The organism is Bacteroidota bacterium, from assembly GCA_016713765.1.
In the GTDB taxonomy this organism is placed as follows: Bacteria; Bacteroidota; Bacteroidia; order AKYH767-A; family 2013-40CM-41-45; genus Pollutiaquabacter; species Pollutiaquabacter aromativorans.
Window position 1 is genome coordinate 1,189,444 of the sequence record JADJON010000001.1, and the last position, 18,421, is coordinate 1,207,864.

At 54.9% G+C, this 18,421-nt stretch carries 17 protein-coding genes and 1 tRNA gene; 10 read left to right on the plus strand and 8 right to left on the minus strand.

Annotated features, from left to right (window positions below; translation table 11 throughout):
- Positions 1 to 17: 17 nt before the first annotated feature.
- Positions 18 to 896 carry a GTPase Era gene (gene era, locus IPJ96_04610; GenBank protein MBK7909631.1) on the minus strand — a complete coding sequence of 293 codons (879 nt, stop codon included), beginning with the start codon at positions 894 to 896 and terminating at the stop codon, positions 18 to 20.
- Between the two features lie 400 nt (positions 897 to 1,296).
- On the opposite strand from era, the gene IPJ96_04615 reads away from it, so the two are divergent.
- The 4 genes from IPJ96_04615 (at position 1,297) to IPJ96_04630 (ending at position 5,571) form a co-directional block, all read left to right on the plus strand.
- Complete coding sequence (locus IPJ96_04615) at positions 1,297 to 2,220, plus strand: IS110 family transposase (protein ID MBK7909632.1); 924 nt, start codon at positions 1,297 to 1,299, stop codon at positions 2,218 to 2,220.
- 378 nt (positions 2,221 to 2,598) lie between these two features.
- Positions 2,599 to 2,674: transfer RNA gene (locus tag IPJ96_04620), tRNA-Met, on the plus strand.
- Between the two features lie 53 nt (positions 2,675 to 2,727).
- On the plus strand, positions 2,728 to 4,047 hold the full coding sequence (gene der, locus IPJ96_04625; GenBank protein MBK7909633.1) for a ribosome biogenesis GTPase Der: 1,320 nt from the start codon (positions 2,728 to 2,730) through the stop codon (positions 4,045 to 4,047).
- Positions 4,048 to 4,092: 45 nt separating this feature from the next.
- Complete coding sequence (locus IPJ96_04630) at positions 4,093 to 5,571, plus strand: TlpA family protein disulfide reductase (protein MBK7909634.1); 1,479 nt, start codon at positions 4,093 to 4,095, stop codon at positions 5,569 to 5,571.
- Between the two features lie 2 nt (positions 5,572 to 5,573).
- Here IPJ96_04630 and IPJ96_04635 read toward each other — a convergent pair whose 3' ends face one another.
- Complete coding sequence (locus tag IPJ96_04635; GenBank protein ID MBK7909635.1) at positions 5,574 to 7,031, minus strand: SLC13/DASS family transporter; 1,458 nt, start codon at positions 7,029 to 7,031, stop codon at positions 5,574 to 5,576.
- A 127-nt stretch (positions 7,032 to 7,158) separates the two neighbouring features.
- Between IPJ96_04635 and IPJ96_04640 the strand changes: the two genes are divergently transcribed.
- Positions 7,159 to 8,796, plus strand: a complete 1,638-nt coding sequence (locus IPJ96_04640) for a peptide MFS transporter (GenBank protein ID MBK7909636.1) — start codon at positions 7,159 to 7,161, stop codon at positions 8,794 to 8,796.
- A gap of 5 nt (positions 8,797 to 8,801) precedes the next feature.
- Here IPJ96_04640 and IPJ96_04645 read toward each other — a convergent pair whose 3' ends face one another.
- From IPJ96_04645 to gldA, 4 genes are all read right to left on the minus strand, one after another.
- Positions 8,802 to 9,032, minus strand: a complete 231-nt coding sequence (locus IPJ96_04645; GenBank protein ID MBK7909637.1) for a hypothetical protein — start codon at positions 9,030 to 9,032, stop codon at positions 8,802 to 8,804.
- A gap of 76 nt (positions 9,033 to 9,108) precedes the next feature.
- Complete coding sequence (locus IPJ96_04650) at positions 9,109 to 10,407, minus strand: methionine adenosyltransferase (protein MBK7909638.1); 1,299 nt, start codon at positions 10,405 to 10,407, stop codon at positions 9,109 to 9,111.
- 266 nt (positions 10,408 to 10,673) lie between these two features.
- Positions 10,674 to 11,759 carry a hypothetical protein gene (locus IPJ96_04655; protein ID MBK7909639.1) on the minus strand — a complete coding sequence of 362 codons (1,086 nt, stop codon included), beginning with the start codon at positions 11,757 to 11,759 and terminating at the stop codon, positions 10,674 to 10,676.
- Between the two features lie 3 nt (positions 11,760 to 11,762).
- Positions 11,763 to 12,671 (minus strand): gliding motility-associated ABC transporter ATP-binding subunit GldA, encoded by a 909-nt coding sequence (gene gldA / locus IPJ96_04660; protein ID MBK7909640.1) that lies wholly within the window; start codon positions 12,669 to 12,671, stop codon positions 11,763 to 11,765.
- An 81-nt stretch (positions 12,672 to 12,752) separates the two neighbouring features.
- Between gldA and rsgA the strand changes: the two genes are divergently transcribed.
- The 3 genes from rsgA (at position 12,753) to IPJ96_04675 (ending at position 14,577) form a co-directional block, all read left to right on the plus strand.
- A complete protein-coding gene (rsgA, locus tag IPJ96_04665; protein MBK7909641.1) occupies positions 12,753 to 13,673 on the plus strand; it encodes a ribosome small subunit-dependent GTPase A in 921 nt (306 codons plus the stop codon).
- Between the two features lie 3 nt (positions 13,674 to 13,676).
- The gene (locus tag IPJ96_04670) at positions 13,677 to 14,129 is read left to right on the plus strand and encodes a D-tyrosyl-tRNA(Tyr) deacylase (GenBank protein MBK7909642.1); all 453 of its coding nucleotides are present in this window, start codon (positions 13,677 to 13,679) and stop codon (positions 14,127 to 14,129) included.
- Positions 14,130 to 14,247: 118 nt separating this feature from the next.
- A complete protein-coding gene (locus IPJ96_04675; GenBank protein ID MBK7909643.1) occupies positions 14,248 to 14,577 on the plus strand; it encodes a nucleotide pyrophosphohydrolase in 330 nt (109 codons plus the stop codon).
- Here the strand turns inward: IPJ96_04675 and IPJ96_04680 are convergent.
- Positions 14,574 to 15,317 carry a hypothetical protein gene (locus tag IPJ96_04680; GenBank protein MBK7909644.1) on the minus strand — a complete coding sequence of 248 codons (744 nt, stop codon included), beginning with the start codon at positions 15,315 to 15,317 and terminating at the stop codon, positions 14,574 to 14,576. The two genes, IPJ96_04675 and IPJ96_04680, sit on opposite strands and share 4 nt — an antisense overlap.
- Before the next feature lie 28 nt (positions 15,318 to 15,345).
- A complete protein-coding gene (locus IPJ96_04685) occupies positions 15,346 to 16,089 on the minus strand; it encodes an alpha/beta hydrolase (GenBank protein ID MBK7909645.1) in 744 nt (247 codons plus the stop codon).
- 493 nt (positions 16,090 to 16,582) lie between these two features.
- Here IPJ96_04685 and IPJ96_04690 point away from each other — a divergent pair, with 493 nt between their 5' ends.
- Positions 16,583 to 17,392: an energy transducer TonB gene (locus tag IPJ96_04690; protein MBK7909646.1), complete on the plus strand. Its 810-nt coding sequence runs from the start codon at positions 16,583 to 16,585 to the stop codon at positions 17,390 to 17,392.
- Between the two features lie 291 nt (positions 17,393 to 17,683).
- Positions 17,684 to 18,409, plus strand: a complete 726-nt coding sequence (locus IPJ96_04695) for a MotA/TolQ/ExbB proton channel family protein (protein MBK7909647.1) — start codon at positions 17,684 to 17,686, stop codon at positions 18,407 to 18,409.
- The last annotated feature ends 12 nt before the right edge of the window (positions 18,410 to 18,421 follow it).

Below are 18,421 nucleotides of genomic sequence, written 5' to 3' on the forward strand. Positions count from 1 at the left end.
CGCTGTGCGGCGAACGATCAGGACGAATATCCGAACCGGCGCAGCTTGTTCTCGTGCTTGCGCCAGTCTTTTTCCACTTTTACGAAGAGCTCGAGGAACACCTTCTTCCCAAGGAACGATTCGATGTCGTGACGGGCCTCCGTACCCACCCGTTTGATCGAGCTGCCTTTCTTCCCGATGAGGATGCCCTTCTGCGAGTCGCGTTCCACATAGATCACCGCCGAGATGTGCACCTGCTGTTCGCCTTCCTTGAACGCTTCGATGTCCACGGTGGATGCGTAGGGGATCTCGTCCCGGTAGTGCATGAAGATCTTTTCCCGGATGAACTCGGCCGTGAAAAACCGCAGCGAGGCGTCGCTCACATCGTCCTTGGGGAAAAAGGCCGGCGATTCCGGCAATACCTCCAGCAGGGTGTCGCGCACCACCGTCGTGTTGAAATCGTTGATGGCCGAGGCGGGTATGACGGCATGCGGCTGCAGGTGTTTCTTCCAGCCGTGCACCAGCTTGTTGATCTCGTCGATCCCCGACTGGTCCACCTTGTTGATCACCACCACCACGGGAACCTTGATCTTCTTCAGGCGCGCGACCAGGGCCTCGTTCATGTACTGCTCGGCCAGGTCGGTGATGAACAGCACCGCGTCGGCATCCTCCAGCGCGGCGTCCACGAAGTCCATCATCTTCTGGTGCAGCAGGTAGTGCGGGTCCAGCAGGCCGGGCGTATCGGAAAACACGATCTGGTAATCCTCCGCGTTCAGAATGCCCTTGATGCGGTGCCGCGTCGTCTGCGCCTTCGCACTCACGATCGACAGATGCTGTCCCAGAATACGGTTCATGAGCGTGGATTTCCCCACATTCGGCTTCCCAATGATGCTCACAAAACCCGCCTTATGCGCCATGAGGCGAAGGTAGGGAATCGGAAGGGGAGGAGGAAATGAGAAAAAGTTGCCTCAAAGGTCGTAGCACAAGGATAGCGCCTCGGTTAGCTGAAGCATCCGCGTGATCCGCGTGCCATCAATTTGTGACCACTTTCGCTAGGCTTAGGATTAGTAGCACAGAGTATCCCAGAGGACACACAGAGTCTCCTTTAGACTTGCCTTCGTAACTTCAAGCTGACTGTGCTGGAAGAGATAGAGGTGAACTAAGCAGAGTTAGAGCCTTCAGGGCTAATCTGTGTATCAGTCCTCTATCTCTTTTCAGGGTGCGGTGCCAGTTAGAATCATAGGCATCCAGGCCTATTAAAGGTTTTAGCAGCACATCCTGTTCCAGTACAGACAAATAAACCTTAAAACCAAAGTTATGAAAACAGTCTGTACCGTTGGCATTGACATCTCATCGCAATGGCTGGATGTAGCGCTGGTAGTGGACCCTTCAGCCAAACCCTTGAGTCTGTTCCGGGTGAAGAACAGCCAGGAGGGAATTGAATCCATGTTTAAACGCCTGAAAAAGGAGGTGCCAGCGGGATCACCTCCCTGGTTTTGCATGGAACACACCGGCAACTACGGATTGCTTTTGTGTTGCCTGTTACAGGAAAAGGGTATGACCTATTCGGTAATACCGGCAAGAGAGATCCAACAATCCCTGGGCGTAACCCGAGGTAAAAGTGACCGGACGGATGCAGAGCGAATCGGCGTTTACGCCTTGATCCATCATCACAAGCTCCGGCCATTTGTGATCCCTCAAAAATCCATCCTTCAACTCAAAGAGCTGATCTCCTACCGCGCCTCGTTGGTGCAGCAACATACCCAGAATGTCAATAGCCTCAAGAGCCGCTCAAAGCTCAATATTGTGATCGACAATCACCTGGTTACCGAGGATCTGGAACAACACATTCAACGGCTGGAAAAGAGCATTAAGGCAGTAAACGAGGCCATTGAAAAAGTGATCGCCTCCGATCCGGAGCTCAAACAGAATTTTGATCTGATACAATCTGTCAAGGGAATAGGACTCATTGCTGCAACGATGATGCTCGTTATAACCCAGAACTTCACTCAGTTCGATGATGGTCGTAAGTTCGCCTGCTATGCCGGAACGGCGCCTTTTGAACACTCCTCCGGATTAACCAAGGGAAGGACCAGGGTACATCCCATGGCAAATAAGCAGATGAAAGCAATCTTGCTCAACGGAGCCAATAGCGCCATGATCTACGACCCTGAAATAAGGGTCTACTGCCAAAGGAAAAGGCCGAGGGCAAACACCACAAAGTCATCGCAAACGCCGTAGCCTGCAAACTGATCAATCGGGTCTTTGCAGTCATTAAAAGAAAAACCCCATTCGTCCTAACCTACGAGAAAAAAATCAATCAAAACGTTGCGTAAGTCTTAGAATACACAGAGATTGAACTCTGCGAGACTCTGCGTTACCTCCGCGCGACTCTGCGTAACTTAATCATACGAAGAAGGCCGTCGGATCAAACATCGCACACATCTGCTTATCGAAGACATCCGCGTAAATTCGCAACATTCGCAGTATCCGCGTGCTATTGGTGTTTGACATACTAACTCGGAGCGTAAGCCGAATCCTCTAGCAATCAACTTTTTGCAAATTGATAAAAGAGTTGGATTGAGCGAATATTTCCGTACCTTTGCAGTCCTCAAACAGTGCGGGGTGGAGCAGTTGGTAGCTCGTTGGGCTCATAACCCAAAGGTCACAGGTTCGAGTCCTGTCCCCGCTACCAGAACGAAATAGCCGAAGCAATTCGGCTATTTTCATTTAAAATCAACCGTTTCCGTGTCCAACATCGTAGCCATCGTCGGGCGTCCCAATGTGGGGAAATCCACGCTCTTCAATCGCCTCACCGAATCCCGGCAGGCGATCGTGGATGAGCAGAGTGGGGTGACCCGCGACCGCCACTACGGCCATGCCGAATGGACCGGACGTAAGTTCTCCATCATCGATACCGGCGGTTATGTCCGCGGCTCCGACGATGCTTTCGAAGGCGAGATCCGCAAACAGGTGGAAGTCGCCGTCGAAGAAGCCAACGTCCTCCTGCTCGTTCTCGACGTAGAGATGGGCGTAACCGACCTCGACGATGCCGTCGCGCGCCTGCTGCGGAAATCGGGTAAGCCCGTTTTCGTCGTGGCCAACAAGGTGGATAACCCGCAACGACAACACGACGCGGCCGAGTTTTACTCCCTCGGCCTCGGCGATCCCTATTGCATCTCCGCCATGAACGGCTCCGGAACCGGCGAACTCCTCGACGCGCTCGTAGCCGCCCTGCCCGACGACGAACCCGAAGACACCAGCGGCTTACCGAAACTCGCCATCGTCGGCCAGCCCAACGTGGGCAAGTCCTCCCTGCTCAACATGCTCATCGGCGAGGAACGCAGCATCGTGACACCGATCGCCGGCACCACCCGCGACCCGATCCAGCAACGCTATACCAAGTTCGGCCACGACTTCATCCTCGTCGATACCGCCGGTCTCCGCCGCAAAGCGCGCGTGAAGGAAGACCTCGAGTTCTATTCGGTGCTGCGCTCCGTACGCGCGATCGAAGACTCCGACGTCTGCCTCTTCATGATCGATGCTCAGCAGGGCATCCATGCCCAGGACCTGGCCATCTTCCACCTCGTGGAACGCAACCGCAAGGGCGTAGTGGTCATCGTCAACAAATGGGACCTCGTCGAGAAGGACCAGAACTCCGCCAAAGCTTTTGCCGATCACATCCGCGCACGCCTGGCGCCTTTTACCGATGTGCCGGTCGTCTTCACCTCGGTGATCGACAAGCAACGCGTGTTCAAAGCCCTTGAAGAAGCCATCCGTGTTTTTGAAAACCGGAAGAAGAAAGTACGCACTTCCGAGCTGAACGATTTTTTCCTGCCCATTATCGAGAACAATCCTCCGCCGGCGATCAAAGGGAAATACGTCAAGGTCAAGTACGTCACCCAACTGCCGACTACCACGCCTCAGTTCGCCTTTTTCTGCAACCTGCCCCAGTACGTGAACGAATCCTACCGCCGTTTCCTCGAGAATAAACTGCGGGAGCGCTTCGATTTTTCGGGAGTACCGGTCCAGATCTTCTTCCGCGGAAAGGCCAAGAGCGAGGACTAATCCCGGCTACCGCTTGTTTTCAGGGGCCTTGCGTATCTTGCTCTCATGAAAACTGTTCTCCGTTGCCTTGCCGGTTTCACGCTGCTGACGCTGATATTCCTATCCTCCCCGGTTTTTGCGGGAAAGGTGGTCATCCAGGGAATGGTCCCGGTAACCGACGAACAACAGGTGGCCCTGGCCATCGACCGGAACTGCCTGAACCGTTTCCAGGAACGTCAGGAGCAACGCCTGCAGAACAATCGTTTCTCGTTTGAGGTCGCGACGGATTCCAGTGTCATGGCCTCGCTGGAGTTTCAGGGGCGACGGATTCCGATGTTCCTGCAACCCGGATGCGATATCGAAGTCGCGCCGGATAGCGCCGCTGAAAGCGGATTGTCCTTTTCCGGAAAAGGCGCGGCGGACGCCGGCTTCATCTGCCGGTTTCTGATCCATTATGCCGCTGCGTTCAACGACAGCCTTCAGTCGCTTGCGATCATGAACACACCCATAGACGCGTACGAGGCGAAGATCTTTTCGATGCGCAAGGAACAGCTCGATTACTGCAAGCAGGACCCGGCATGGTCGGCACTTTCCGCTCCGGCCCGGAGCTATCTCGAAACGCAGATCAGGTATCGGTATTGGGCGTTGTTGTTGTCGTACCCCATCGTGATCGCGAACAGCAGCCGGGAAATACAAACCGTTAACCCCCTGCCCGAGTCGATGCTGGACGGCCTCGAGAAAGTGAAGATCAACGAGCCATCCGCACTGGTGAACGAACAGTACCGCTTGTTCGTTCGGCATTATATCTATTACCAGACATCCAAGACGAATGGCTTCCGGAAGTTTCCGGATGTTTCATCCTCTTCCGACCGGAAGATCCAGGTTGCGCGAGACCGACTGGAGCAGCCGGTGTTCAGGATATTCCTTGCCCGTTTTCTCGCGGATGAATGCGGATTCCTGTCGCCTTTTATGTACAACAAACTCACGAAGGAGTTGCGGTCCTGCGACGAGGGAGGTTCCTATGTTTCAGCGGTCCGGAAGATTTGCGAAGAGAAAAGGGATCAAGTGTATCAGAAACTCGCGGAGGTTTCCCCGGCCGATGCCCAGGCAGCCAAGACCGGGGAGGCCGGAATCAGTTTCAAGGATCTCGAAGGAAAGCAAGTCAAACTGGACGACTTCAAAGGCAAAGTCGTGTACATCGACTTTTGGGCGAGCTGGTGTGGCCCTTGCCGGGCTATGATGCCATTCTCAAAGCAACTGCACGACAGCCTTGATCCGAAATTGAAGAAGAAGGTCGTCTTCCTTTACATCTCCATCGACTCCAAGCAGGAGTCGTGGAAGAAAGCCGTCCAAGACATGGGGATACAGGGAGAGAATGTCATTTCGCCGGGAGACTGGAATTCGGAAGTATGTACCTTTTTCCAGGTCTACAGTATTCCGCGTTATATGTTGATGAATGCCAAAGGTGAGATCGTCGATTTCAACGCGAAGCGACCCAACGATCCGGCGCTCCTCCAGGACCTCCGGAGGCTCGCCGAAGAATGATTTTAAAATCGGATGAGCTGCGAGAACAGTGTCAGCAGCAATATGCCGATGATGTTCAGGAAAAGTCCCGTGCGCATCATCTGCCGTACGGGGATGTAGCCGGTGCCATACACGATCGTATTCGCGGCCGTTGCAACAGGCATCATGTAGCCGAAGGAAGCCGCGATCGTCGCCGGGAACATCAGGACCAGCGGATCCACTTCCAGGGAGACGGCCAGGGGCGCCAGGATCGGTAACATCAATTGCACGCTGGCCACGTTGGAAGCGAACTCGCTCAGCGCGGTCGCCATCACGGCTACGCCCAGCACCATGATCCAGGCCGGCATGCCGTGCAGGACTTGCAAGTGCCCCGCCAGCCACTGCGCCAGTCCGGTTCGTTCGAATGCTTCCGCTAAGGCGAAGCCGCTTCCGAAGAGCAGGATGATGCGGAACGGCAGTCGTGTCACGTCGGACCAGTTCAGCAGAGCGCCGGCATCTTTTTTCTTCGCCGGGATCAGGAACAACAGGAGGGCCGCGAAGATCGCGATGGTGGAGTCCTTGATCATCTTTCCTTCCGGCAACAGGTTCGACCAACCGGGAATCCGAAAGGCGCCGAAGTCGAGGTCGATGCGCGTGAACCAGCCCAGCACGGCGAACAGGAAGATGGCGATGACGCGTTTCTCTTCCGTCTGCAACGGCCCCAGGGCTTCCAGTTTTTCGCGGATGTAGTTGCGGTCGAAGCGCAGGTCGTCGGACTTCGGAATGAAGCGGTACCGGATGAAGAAGAACGCGATCGTGCCAAAGGTCAACGCGAACGGAAAGCCGAAGACGAACCAGCGGTTGAAGTTCACCGCGCCCGGTTCGATCTTGTCCATGAAACCGGCCAGGATCATGTTCGGCGGCGTTCCGACGAGGGTGGCCATACCGCCGATGCTGGCGGTATAAGCCAATGCGAGGAGGTAGCCCGTCGCGATCTTCGCATGTCCCGATTTCGGAAAGAGGTGTTCGTGCCGCACGATCGCGAGGACCGCGGCCAGGAGCATGACGGTCGTAGCCGTATTCGAGATCCACATCGACACAGTGAAGGTGGTGATCATGATCCCCAGCAATACGCGGGAGGGCGTGGACCCGGCTTTGAGAATGATGGAGAACGCGAGCCGCTGGTGCAGGTTCCAGCGTTCCATCGCGTAAGCCAGAAAGAATCCGCCAACGAAAAGAAAGATCGTCTGCTCCATGTACTGCGCCGCGACCGTGTTCGAGTCGAGCACGCCGAGGAGCGGGAAGAGGAGGAAGGGGAGAAAGGAGGTGACACCCAGGTCGATCACTTCGGTGATCCACCAGATCCCCATCCAGATCGTCACGAGCACCGTCGCCGCTTTCGCGTGATCGAGCCCGTTCGTACTCAGCAGCCAGTAGGCCAGGCAGCCCATCAGCGGACCGATGATCAGCCGGATGAAACGGGGGCGTTGCTGTTCCTGCACGTCAGCGAATGTAGGAGGAGGCGGTCAACTTCGCTCGACGCTGCTCGCCGAGTTTTGCACCCGACCCCTGTTGTACGCCTGATCATTCCTGCTTATTTTGCCGAAAGGCCAGGAGGCCAGGAACATTATGCAGAAGGAACGCAACCACCCCGCCGGCTTGCCCTATCTCTTCTTTACGGAGATGTGGGAACGCTTCGGCTATTACCTGATCATCGGGATCTTTTTCCTGTACATGACCGATACGGAACGGGGCGGACTGGCCTTTGACCGAAAGGATGCATCGGACATCTTCGGCACCTTCATCGCCCTGGTGTATCTGACACCGTTCATCGGCGGCTTGCTGGCGGACCGGATCCTCGGCCTGCGTGTGGCAATCACCATCGGGGGCATCCTGATGGGGTTGGGTTACATCGGCCTCTCCCTGCCGGGTCCCACTGCCTTCTACACCTCGCTCGGACTGATCATTCTGGGTAACGGCTTTTTCAAGCCCAACATCTCCACCTTGCTGGGGAACCTCTACAACGAACCGAAATTCAAACCGAGAAAGGACGCCGGCTACAACATCTTCTACATGGGCATCAACATCGGTGCCTTCATCTGCAATTTCTTCGCGGCCTATCTCCGCAACGCTTTCGGCTGGGGCGAAGCCTTCATTGCCGCCGGCGTGGGTATGTTCCTCGGCGTGATCATCTTCTGGATCGGGAACCGTCACTACAAACACATGGACGTGATCAAACCCGCCAACCCGGAGGACATGGGCGTCGGTCGTGTATTCGGCATGGTCCTGCTTCCGGCGGTGGTCGCGGGTTTCCTCGGCTGGAGCATTCCCGGCAATGTGTTCGGCAGCGACTCCACCGATGCCTTCATCTTCGGGGCCTTACCGGTAGCCTTGTTCTACGTCTCGTTGTTGTTCCGGCTGAAACCGGAAGACAAGCGCCCGGTCGCGGCTTTGTTGTCGATCTACGGCGTGGTGATCATCTTCTGGGCGATCTTCAAACAAAACGGCACTGCCCTCACGACCTGGGCCGAAAGCTATACCGACCGTGAGTTGCCTGCCGCCATGGTCGCTCCTGCCAAGCAGCTCGGCATGGTGCAGGATGTCACGCTGACTAAGGATACGATCACACTGACCGACGAACAATTCCGCGCGGTCAAAGACGCGGATGGAAAGGTGGCGAAGACGTATGATTTCCCGTCCTACTACCGCAACCTGCCCCGGGATCACTGGCCGGAGGAAGGTGGTACTACGCACCTGCTCTCGACGGAGATCTTCCAGAGTATCAATCCGTTCTTTGTCGTCGCGTTGACGCCGTTGGTGGTGGCCGCATTCGCGTTCCTGCGAAGACGAAACAAGGAGCCATCCACCCCGGGTAAGATCTTCCTGGGTCTCCTGATCACGGCGCTCTCCACCTTGCTAATGGTAGGAGCCGTATATGCGGGCGGTAATGGTGCCGAGAAGGTTTCCGGTTGGTGGCTGGTGGGTACCTATGGTGTCATCACCATCGGTGAGCTATGCCTTAGTCCGATGGGTTTGTCGCTGGTATCCAAACTGAGTCCGCCCCGCATCACGGCGCTCATGATGGGTGGCTGGTCGCTGGCCACCTCGATTGGAAACAAGATGTCAGGCGTGCTGGCCTCGCTCTGGGATTCTTACTCGCACAAAGCCAGTTTCTTTTGGGTGAACTGTGTGGTTTCCCTCATTGCGGCCCTTGCGATCCTGGCCATGTTGAAATGGCTGCGGAAGATCGTAGCGGAACACACTTGATTCTCTTACCTCTTTTTAAACAGCGATTGCAATGAAACAACCGCCCAGGCACCTTCGAGCAGCACGAACGGCCAGTACCGTATCAGCCAGCTGGCAAAGCATGCGACCGCTGCGCCCAGGAAGTTCATCCAGAGATACGGGCGTCCGTCGCTGGCGAGCTTTCCGCTCGTCTGAAGAAAGTACGCGATCAGCAACAGGCTGACGCCGGCGAAACCGATCCAGTCACTCAGGTTCATCGATGATTTGATTGTGGTACACGAAGAAATAAAAAACCCCGCCATGTGGCGGGGTTTTTCGTTGATGATATTGCGATCAGACCAGTTCGAGTTGCGCGGTCTTGCGGGTTGCAGCCTTTTCGGAAAGGTTGAACTCCTTGCGCAAGGCATCGACTTTGTCGAGTTTCTCCCAAGGGAAGAGTTCCACTTCGATGCGTTTCTCGTTCTTCTTGCCTTTGTTGAAGATCTTGGTCACCTTCTTCGGCTGGCGTCCCATGTGTCCATAGGCGGCCGTTTCGAGGTAGATCGGGGTGCGCAGTTTGAAACGCTGCTCAATCGCGTACGGACGCATGTCGATGATCCGGGCGACTTTCCGGGCGATCTCGCCGTCGGACATGTTCACCTTGGAGGTTCCGTAGGTGTTGATGTACAGGCCAACGGGGTCGGCGACGCCGATCGCGTAAGCTACCTGTACCAGCGCTTCGTCGCAGATACCGGCGGCCACCAGGTTCTTGGCGATGTGACGGGTAGCGTAGGCCGCGGAACGGTCAACCTTCGACGGGTCTTTTCCGGAGAACGCGCCACCACCATGTGCGCCTTTGCCGCCGTAGGTATCGACGATGATCTTGCGGCCGGTCAGGCCGGTATCACCGTGCGGTCCGCCGATGACGAATTTGCCGGTAGGGTTGACGTGGTATTTGATCTTGTCGTTGAACAGGGCTTGCACACGCTTCGGCAGTTTTTTCATGATGCGCGGAATGAGGATGCTTACCACATCCTCCGCGATCTTTTTCTGCATGGCTTTCTCTTTGTCGAAGTCGTCGTGCTGGGTGGAGACCACGATGGCGTCGATGCGGATCGGGCGATGGTCGTCGCTGTATTCGATCGTTACCTGGCTCTTGGCGTCCGGGCGGAGATACTTCATGACCTTGCCTTCGCGGCGGATATCCGCGAGCTCACGGAGCAGGAGGTGAGCCAGCTCCAGCGGAAGCGGCATGTAGGTATCCGTCTCGCGGCAGGCGTAACCGAACATCATGCCCTGGTCACCGGCGCCTTGTTTGTAGGGATCCTTCTTTTCAACACCTTGGTTGATGTCGGGTGACTGTTCGTGGATCGCGGAAAGGATACCGCAGGAAGCCGCTTCGAACATGTACTCCGACTTCGTATAGCCGATCTTCTTGATTACTTCGCGGGCGATCTCCTGGACATCCAGGTATGCTTCCGACTTCACCTCACCGGCAAGTACAACCTGTCCGGTCGTGACCAGTGTTTCACAGGCGACTTTCGATTTCGGGTCATACGCCAGAAAATAATCGATCAGTGCATCGGAAATCTGGTCGGCAATCTTATCAGGGTGCCCTTCGGACACCGATTCGGACGTGAAGAGATAGGACATTGGTTTTGAATTTCAGGTTGCAAAGATAAGGAAAAGAGGGTTCCGGGTTCCGGGTTTCGTGTTTAGGCTGTGCTTCAGGCAGCCTAATCCCAAGGTCTCGTCCCCCGTCCCTGCCTTCGCTAAAGCTTCGGCAGGCATGCCTCGCACCCCGCACCTCGTCCCCCGTCCCTCGTCCCTGCCTTCGCTAAAGCTTCGGCAGGCATGCCTCGCCCCTGCCTTCGCTAAAGCTTCGGCAGGCATGCCTCGCATGCCCCGCACCTCGTACCTCAATAAGCCCGTCCCTCATAAAAGACCTTCACCGTATTCGTCCCGACGGTGAATTTGAGGACGTCCCCGTTTAGGGCGTAATTCAGCACGGATTCATAGGATGCTGTGGCATTTTCGCCTTTGTACCAGTATTTGAGCTGGTTGCTGAGATCGAAATAGGCCACCCCGTTGGGTCCGATCTTGAATTCCCGGGGAATGAAACGCTCGACCACGTGGGTCTTACCGTTCCAGAATATATTGAAATCACCGTTGTAGCCCCAACAGATCACATTACCCACCACATAAAAGAAGTCCGGCCGGTCGGGCATGATCCGGCGGGTTGCGCCTTCCGAGAAGATCCGGAAGTCTCCCAGATTATCAACATAGGCGGCAATGGACCAGCCTACTTTGAAGGAATCCGGAGCAAAGATCTCGACGCTCGCCGTGTCGCCCTGATAGAACAGGTGGAAGTGACCATTGTAGTCATCCACATACCCCACGATATCGCGCCCGGCCTGGAATTCGCGCGGAGGGATGTTGTCGAGGGTATAGGTCTGACCATGATAGAAGATCTTGAAGAAGTTGGATTGATTCACCCATGCCAGGGTGTTGGCGCCGGCTTTCACTGTTTTGGGCTTTTCGAGCATGGAGCTTTCCAACTCGGCTGTGCGCCCGTTGTAGTAAATGCTCAAGAGGTAGTTGCTGTTGTCGAACCAGGCCAGCAGGCTGTCGCCGAGGTAAACGCCGTCGTTGTAATAACTCAGGATTTTCTTCTGCCCGTTGTCATAGACATACAAGACGTTGCCCACTTTGTAGGCGATCAGGTTATTGGTGACCTGGTACCAGAAGTCGGCCGCGTTGACCTGCATATTCGCTTTTCCATTCTGGAAAATGCGGAAGTCACTGCGGTTGTCGATATACGCGACAGCGTTTCCGCCGACCTGATAGGAACGTACCGGCAGATATTCTGCCTGGTAAAACATGCCGCGGTCAAAGACTTGCAGGTAACCCCGGTAATCGGTGTAAGCGCTAAGGGCCTGCCCTTTCGCTTCGAATGCCGTCGAGGCAATCAGCAGGAGTAGTCCTGCGAGTAGCTTCTTTGTCATGAACTAACGGGTGAGTATCTGGAACACATCCTCCAGCCGTTGTTCTTCCACCTGCAAGGATTGGACCGTCAATCCGTTTTCGACCGCGTACCGCAGCAATTCAGGTCGAACATCCTGCCCTTCGCCCGGAACGATCCGCCAATGGGTATCGGTCATGTTCTCGGCATCCCGGACGCCTTTCAGTTGCATCAATTGGCTGCGCGTAGGATTGCGGTCGAACGACACCCGGATCGCCGCTTCCGGAGCGGCTTTCCGGCGGAGTAAGTCGGTGGTATCATCGGCCACGATCCGGCCTTTGTTGATGATGATGACGCGGTCGCAGAGCGCTTCTACCTCCTGCATGATGTGCGTGGAAAGTAGAACGGTCTTTTCCCGGCCGAGGGATTTGATCAGGGACCGGATCTCGCTGAGTTGGTTGGGGTCGAGCCCGGAGGTAGGTTCGTCGAGGATCAGCACTTCGGGATCATGCAGCAGGGCTTGCGCCAGGCCGACACGCTGACGATAGCCCTTCGACAAGGCGCCGATTTTTTTATGCTGTTCGGGTCCGAGACCGGTTGCTTCGATCATGGCACGGATACGACCTGCTTGTCCGGCTCCGGTCCGATACAGGCCTGCAACGAATTCCAGGTATTCCCGGACATAGAGATCGAGATAGAGTGGATTGTGTTCCGGCAGGTAGCCCACGCGCCGGCGTACTTCCAGCGATTCGTCGACAACATCGAAGCCGCAAACGGCAGCCCGTCCGGCTGAGGGAGGAAGGTAGCCGGTCAGGATCTTCATCATCGTTGATTTACCGGCACCGTTAGGGCCCAGGAATCCGACCACGTGCCCTTTCGGTATTTCGAAACTCACGGCATCCAGCGCCAACTGTTCGCCGTATCGTTTGCTGATGGACTGTACACTGACCGACATTGCCCTCAAAGGTAGGAAATGGGCGTTGGTTTTAAGACTGGCCCGGCCACTTGGGGCGGTGGAGATTCCTACCTTTGGTCCGTGCACGGACTTGTAACCAAATCCACCGGCAGCCAGTACCTGGTGCGGCTCGACAGCGGGGAGGAGCTCTTATGCAGGATCCGCGGCAACCTTCGGCTCAAGGGGTTCGAGGCGACCAATCCGCTCACGGTTGGCGACCGGGTCGAATTGGAATTGAAGCCGGGTGACGATGTCGGCCTGGTCACATCGATCGGTGTGCGTAAGAATTACATCATTCGAAAATCGGTCAAACTATCCCGACAGGTTCAAATCATCGCGGCCAATCTCGACCGCGCGCTGGTCGTTGCGACACCGGTCCTTCCACGAACCTCGCTCGGTTTCATCGATCGCTTCCTTGCCACCGCTGAAGCCTATTCGATTCCGGCGGGAATCGTCTGGAACAAGACCGATCTCTACGACGAAGATGTTTGGGCCTTCGTACATGAGGCGCGCGATCTGTACGAATCCATCGGGTACAAGGTGTATGCCGTGTCCGGGATAAGCGGTGAGGGGCTGGATGTGCTGTCAAACGATCTGAAGGGTTCCATCACCTTGTTCTCCGGTCACAGCGGTGTAGGAAAGTCGACCCTGATCAATTCCCTGATCCCGGGCAAGCAATTGAAGACCGCCGGTATTTCCCGTCAACACCAGAAAGGCATGCACACGACCACCTTCGCGGAGATGCACGAGTTGCCGGAGAAAGGCTACATCATCGATACGCCGGGTATCCGCGAGTTCGGTACGATCGACTTCGACAAGTACGAAGTCTCGCATTTTTTCCCGGAGATATTTCGTGTGGGCAAAGGATGCAAGTTCAACAATTGCATCCATACGAATGAAACGGGCTGTGCGGTCTTGCCTGCCGTCGAAAAAGGGGAGATCGCGCTCAGCCGTTACGAGAGCTATCATAGCATTCTGATGAACGAAGACTATTTTCGCTGAGTCATGCGCGTATTGCTGCAACGGGTTTCGGAAGCTGCTGTCCGTATCGACGGCGCGATCACGGCGAAGATCGGCGTGGGATTACTCGTACTGGTGGGCGTCGAAGAGGCCGACAATGAAACGGATATCGACTGGTTATCGGGTAAGATAGCCCGACTTCGCATCTTCCCGGACGAGCAGGGTGTGATGAATCGGTCGGTCACCGAGGTGGATGGCGAGATCCTGGTCGTTTCTCAATTCACGCTGCACGCTTCCACAGCCAAAGGAAACCGACCTTCCTACATCCACGCGGCGCGACCGGAAACGGCTATTCCACGCTACGAGCAATTCAAAGCGGCCTTGCAACGCGATACCGGTAAGCCAATCGCCTCCGGCACCTTCGGGGCCGATATGAAAGTAAGTCTCATCAACGACGGCCCCGTTACGATCTGGATCGACAGTAAAGTGAAAGAATGATGGGGGTTGGAAGTTTCCGGTTTCGGTTTTCCGGTTATAGACCCCAAATCACCAATCACCAATCACCAATCACCAATATCTAATTTCTAATATCCAATATCCAATCACCAATACCCCCATGACCCTCTCCCAAGCCCAAACCACCGTCGACAACTGGATCCGCACGCATGGTGTACGTTATTTCAGCGAGCTCACGAATACGGCGATACTGATGGAAGAGGTAGGCGAGGTGGCCAGGATCATGGCCCGGAAGTATGGCGATCAATCCATGAAGCCTTCCGACGAGGGAAAAGAGCTGGCGGATGAATTGGCGGATGTGTTGTTCGTGTTGGTTTGCCTGGCGAATCAAACGGGCATTAACCTGGAAGAAGCATTTCAGAAAAACCTGGAGAAAAAGACCGCTCGTGACCAGGATCGCCACAAGAACAATCCCAAGTTGAACGGTTAATTTTCGTAGTAGACCCGCTTGCGTTTCAGGTTGTCGGGGTCTTCGTGAAAAAAGTAACGAAGGTCCAGTGTCAGATAATTGCCGAGCAGGCGTTGTTCGACGATGAAATCCTTGCCGGCGCGCTGGTACTGTACCTGAGAATTATAAATGTAATTGAACGGGCGATGATAGCTTGCGCCGAGGTACCAGTAGCCGGATTTCACGGTGCGGTATTCCCAGCCGATGTTGGCGATGACGGCTGGCTGCAGGACATTTTTTCGCTTGGATCGATGCTCGTATCCTTCCCCTTTGGTCTCCAGACTACTGGCGAACATGTCGGCGGAAGCGCCCATGGATGCGTTCATGTATAGCTTTTCGCCAAGCTGGACGTAGGCCAGGAGCGAGGCCGGTATTTCATAGGCGATCATCCGGAAATCGCTCGATGCATTGAAGTTGGCATCGGTAATGTCAAGCGTAAATGTTCGCTTGACGTAGTTGATGCCTGTTTCGAACGAAAGCAGGTCCGTCATGCCCCGACGAACCACCATGCCAGCGGCAAATCCGCTCTTGAGCGAAAAGTCGAATTGCACACCCTGCTCCAATTGGCTTTGGGTACCGGTGCCCAGGAAGGAAAGCGGGAAGATCGGTTTGAATTGCAGCCCTACGGTGGTGACGTTTTTCTGTGCATAGGCTGTTGAGAGGCACAGGCAAAACAACAGGACGAGCGGCAGGAACTTCTGATGAATCATAGTCGAACGCACACGTCAGAGATTTCCCTGCTTGCCAGGCTTATTGCATTTTTTTCATGCGCATCAGGAAGCTCATGAGCGCTGCCCAGTAATCCTGATTGTCGGACGACTTCGACCAAAGTACTTTGGATCCATGGTCGCCGGCGGTTTTCGGTACGTACTGTACTTTGATCCTGGAATTCACGTCGCGCAAGAGGTCGGTTACTTTGTCGGATTCGTCCCGCGAGGAGGTCGCGAAGAGCGGCTTGTCCAGTCCGTTGATGGAGTTGCGGGTGAAATCCTTGTCCTGGAAATACTCGCCCGGACTGAAAACGATCACACCGGATACTTTGTTGTTGCCGTTCGCGATTTTAAGCGCAAGCGAAGCCGAATACGAGCTGCCGAGTATCAGGACGGGCTTGTTGTATTTGTCATAGAGAAAGTCGAGTCCTGCGCGGATGTCTTGTTCAGCGTCCGGAAACTCCGGTTGCTGGCCTTTTGCTTTCGCCTCCAGAGCGGTCTGGTTGATCACGCCATTCACCTCGCTGCCCACCCGTTGGTCGATGGCCAGGCAGTTAAAGCCGAATTTGTTCAGACGAAGTGCCGTTTCCTGGTATTCACCACGGCTGAACCGGTTCTGGTGACAAAGCAGAATGGTCGGAAATTCATCGCTCACCGGATACCAGTCGGCTGTTACCGTCGTACTGTCCGCAGCAGGAAAGGTCACCAACAGTTGCGCATTGCTGGAAGCAGGAGCGATCATGGCAAGACAGCTTAGCAAGACAAGCGATAGGAGTTTTCGCATAAGTAGAGAATGACCCGACTAAGATACGAAAAGGCTGTCGTTTCTGTCTTAGTTGACTAAGCGGTAAACGGAAGGCAGTAGGCGGGAATCGGTTTGCGGTAGGCAGTAGGCAGTAGGCATTCATTGCCTCGCCCCTGCTTTCGCTAAAGCTTCGGCAGGCATGCATCGCTCCTCGTCCCACGTCCCTCGCTCCTCGTCCCTCGTCCCTCGTCCCTCGTCCCTCGTCCCTCGTCCCTCGTCCCTATAATAAGTCGGCGGTAAAATTAACCACTTTAGGTAGTAGAACATTTAAACAGCAACCCCAGGCCACTGTTTCCAGTCCTCAGTCCTCAGTCCTCAGTCTCCATTCTCCATTCCCCATCCCCCATCCCCCATCCCCTATCCCCCAATTACTAGTTACTAGTTCCTAGTTACTAATTACTAATTACTAGTTTCTCCTATCCACCCCATATGGAATTCCCCCGGCCGCCGACTCTTTCCGAAAATCCTTTCCATGAAAATCCTTCGATCTAGTAAGTCGGTGTACACCGAAATGATTTTTGAACGAAAGAACAAGCAGTATGGCGCGTACGATTTGCGCGTGAATTATGAAGCCCGATTGATCCGTGCGTTTCTGATCGGTTGCCTCCTCGCCGGAATGGCGATCCTTCTTCCCAAAGTGATGCGCTGGGTTTTCCCCAGCCCGGCACACGACAGTCCGATCCGCCTGCGCGACGGAATAGTATTCGTCAATCCGTCCGTCTATGTACCGCCGGCAAGCGTGCCTTCGGTTCTTCCAAAGTCCAATGCCGGGAAGTCTTCCATCACTCCTCCAAGGGATCCAAACGCCTTCAAACCGGTTGCAAAGGAACCTTTACCGGTCGATCCTGTTCCTGTTCCCGGTCCGGTGGATCCCACACCCGGCCCGGGGCCTGGCAATCCGGTCACCGGCCCAGTTGGTCCGCCAACAGCAGGTTTGTCGACCTTGCCGGCCCCGAAGGTCTTTTCCCAGGCGAGTGTGGAAGTCGCACCCGATTTCCCCGGAGGTTTGGATGCGTTTTATAAATACTTCAGAAGCAAATTGCGTTATACACCCCAGGCAAGAATGGAAGGATTATCCGGTCGGTTCTTCGTGCAATTCATCGTAGGTCGCGACGGTCGTATTCAGGAAATCACCTTCCTCAAACCGATCGGCTTTGGAATGGAAAGTGAAATTGAAAAAGTACTCACGAACGGTCCCAAGTGGTCGCCGGGTCGCTACGGAGGCGAAAGCGTCAGCACCGCCATGGTATTGCCGGTGAACTTCAGCTTACTGGCCGAATAGGGAGTTGAATATTTCGGGTCTGTTTCAAAGTTGAATGTTGAAAGTTGAATGTTGAAAGTTTGGTTTTTTCAACCTTCAACCTTCAACCTTCAACCTTCAACCTTCAACCTTCAACCTTCAACCTTCAACCCGGAACCCGAAACCCGGAACGCAGTTGTCACTGGCCTTTCAATATCCCTCGGCTCGACTCCGTTACCGCTAACAGAATCGTGTTAACAAGTACCCCTCCCGGCAGCCATGCAGGGGCTTGAACCGGGTAATTTTGTTGGCTATTAAAGAAGAAAAGTGTCCATGTTGAACGGAATCATTTTGCAGATCAGCCAATCGACGGGTTCGATCGCCGACTCGGCGGCTACCGCCAGTACGACCGTCCCCACCCTCCCTACGCCGTCTCAGTCAATCTCGCTGTGGGAGATGGCCGAAAAAGGCGGCCCGATCCTGATCCCCATCGCGATCCTGTCGATCGCTGCCTTGTATATCTTCTTCGAACGGTATTTCACCATCAAGAAGAATTCCAAGATCGACATGAACTTCATGAATCAGATCCGCGACTACGTGCACAATGGCAACATCGATGCCGCCAAGGCGCTCTGTAAAAACACCAACACCCCGGTGGCCCGCATGATCGAGAAGGGCCTGATGCGCCTCGGGAAACCGGTGAAGGAGATCGAAGGAGCCATCGAAAACGTGGCCAAGCTCGAAATCTACAAGATGGAGAACAACATGAACGTACTGGGTACCATCTCCGGTATCGCCCCGATGTTCGGATTCCTCGGAACGATTTTTGGTGTGATCAAGATCTTCTATCAGATCGCCCTGCAAAACAGTCTTGAGATCAACGCCATCTCCGGCGGTTTGTATGTGAAGATGATCTCCTCTGCAGCCGGTCTGCTCGTAGGTATGATCGCGTACGCCTGTTATCACTACCTGGTGTACATGATCGACCGTGTCATCAACAAAATGGAGATCAACGCTGTCCAGTTCATCGACCTGCTGGAAGAACCCGTGAAAGGATAAGGTCGCAGTTCC

Coding starts and splice junctions, on each gene's coding strand:
- era (MBK7909631.1), bottom strand. CDS start 896: ATGGCGCATAAGGCGGGTTTTGTGAGCATCATTGGGAAGCCGAATGTG.
- IPJ96_04675 (MBK7909643.1), top strand. CDS start 14,248: ATGACCCTCTCCCAAGCCCAAACCACCGTCGACAACTGGATCCGCACG.
- gldA (MBK7909640.1), bottom strand. CDS start 12,671: ATGTCGGTCAGTGTACAGTCCATCAGCAAACGATACGGCGAACAGTTG.
- IPJ96_04630 (MBK7909634.1), top strand. CDS start 4,093: ATGAAAACTGTTCTCCGTTGCCTTGCCGGTTTCACGCTGCTGACGCTG.
- IPJ96_04615 (MBK7909632.1), top strand. CDS start 1,297: ATGAAAACAGTCTGTACCGTTGGCATTGACATCTCATCGCAATGGCTG.
- IPJ96_04645 (MBK7909637.1), bottom strand. CDS start 9,032: ATGAACCTGAGTGACTGGATCGGTTTCGCCGGCGTCAGCCTGTTGCTG.
- IPJ96_04695 (MBK7909647.1), top strand. CDS start 17,684: ATGTTGAACGGAATCATTTTGCAGATCAGCCAATCGACGGGTTCGATC.
- IPJ96_04640 (MBK7909636.1), top strand. CDS start 7,159: ATGCAGAAGGAACGCAACCACCCCGCCGGCTTGCCCTATCTCTTCTTT.
- IPJ96_04690 (MBK7909646.1), top strand. CDS start 16,583: ATGAAAATCCTTCGATCTAGTAAGTCGGTGTACACCGAAATGATTTTT.
- IPJ96_04650 (MBK7909638.1), bottom strand. CDS start 10,407: ATGTCCTATCTCTTCACGTCCGAATCGGTGTCCGAAGGGCACCCTGAT.
- IPJ96_04655 (MBK7909639.1), bottom strand. CDS start 11,759: ATGACAAAGAAGCTACTCGCAGGACTACTCCTGCTGATTGCCTCGACG.
- IPJ96_04670 (MBK7909642.1), top strand. CDS start 13,677: ATGCGCGTATTGCTGCAACGGGTTTCGGAAGCTGCTGTCCGTATCGAC.
- IPJ96_04685 (MBK7909645.1), bottom strand. CDS start 16,089: ATGCGAAAACTCCTATCGCTTGTCTTGCTAAGCTGTCTTGCCATGATC.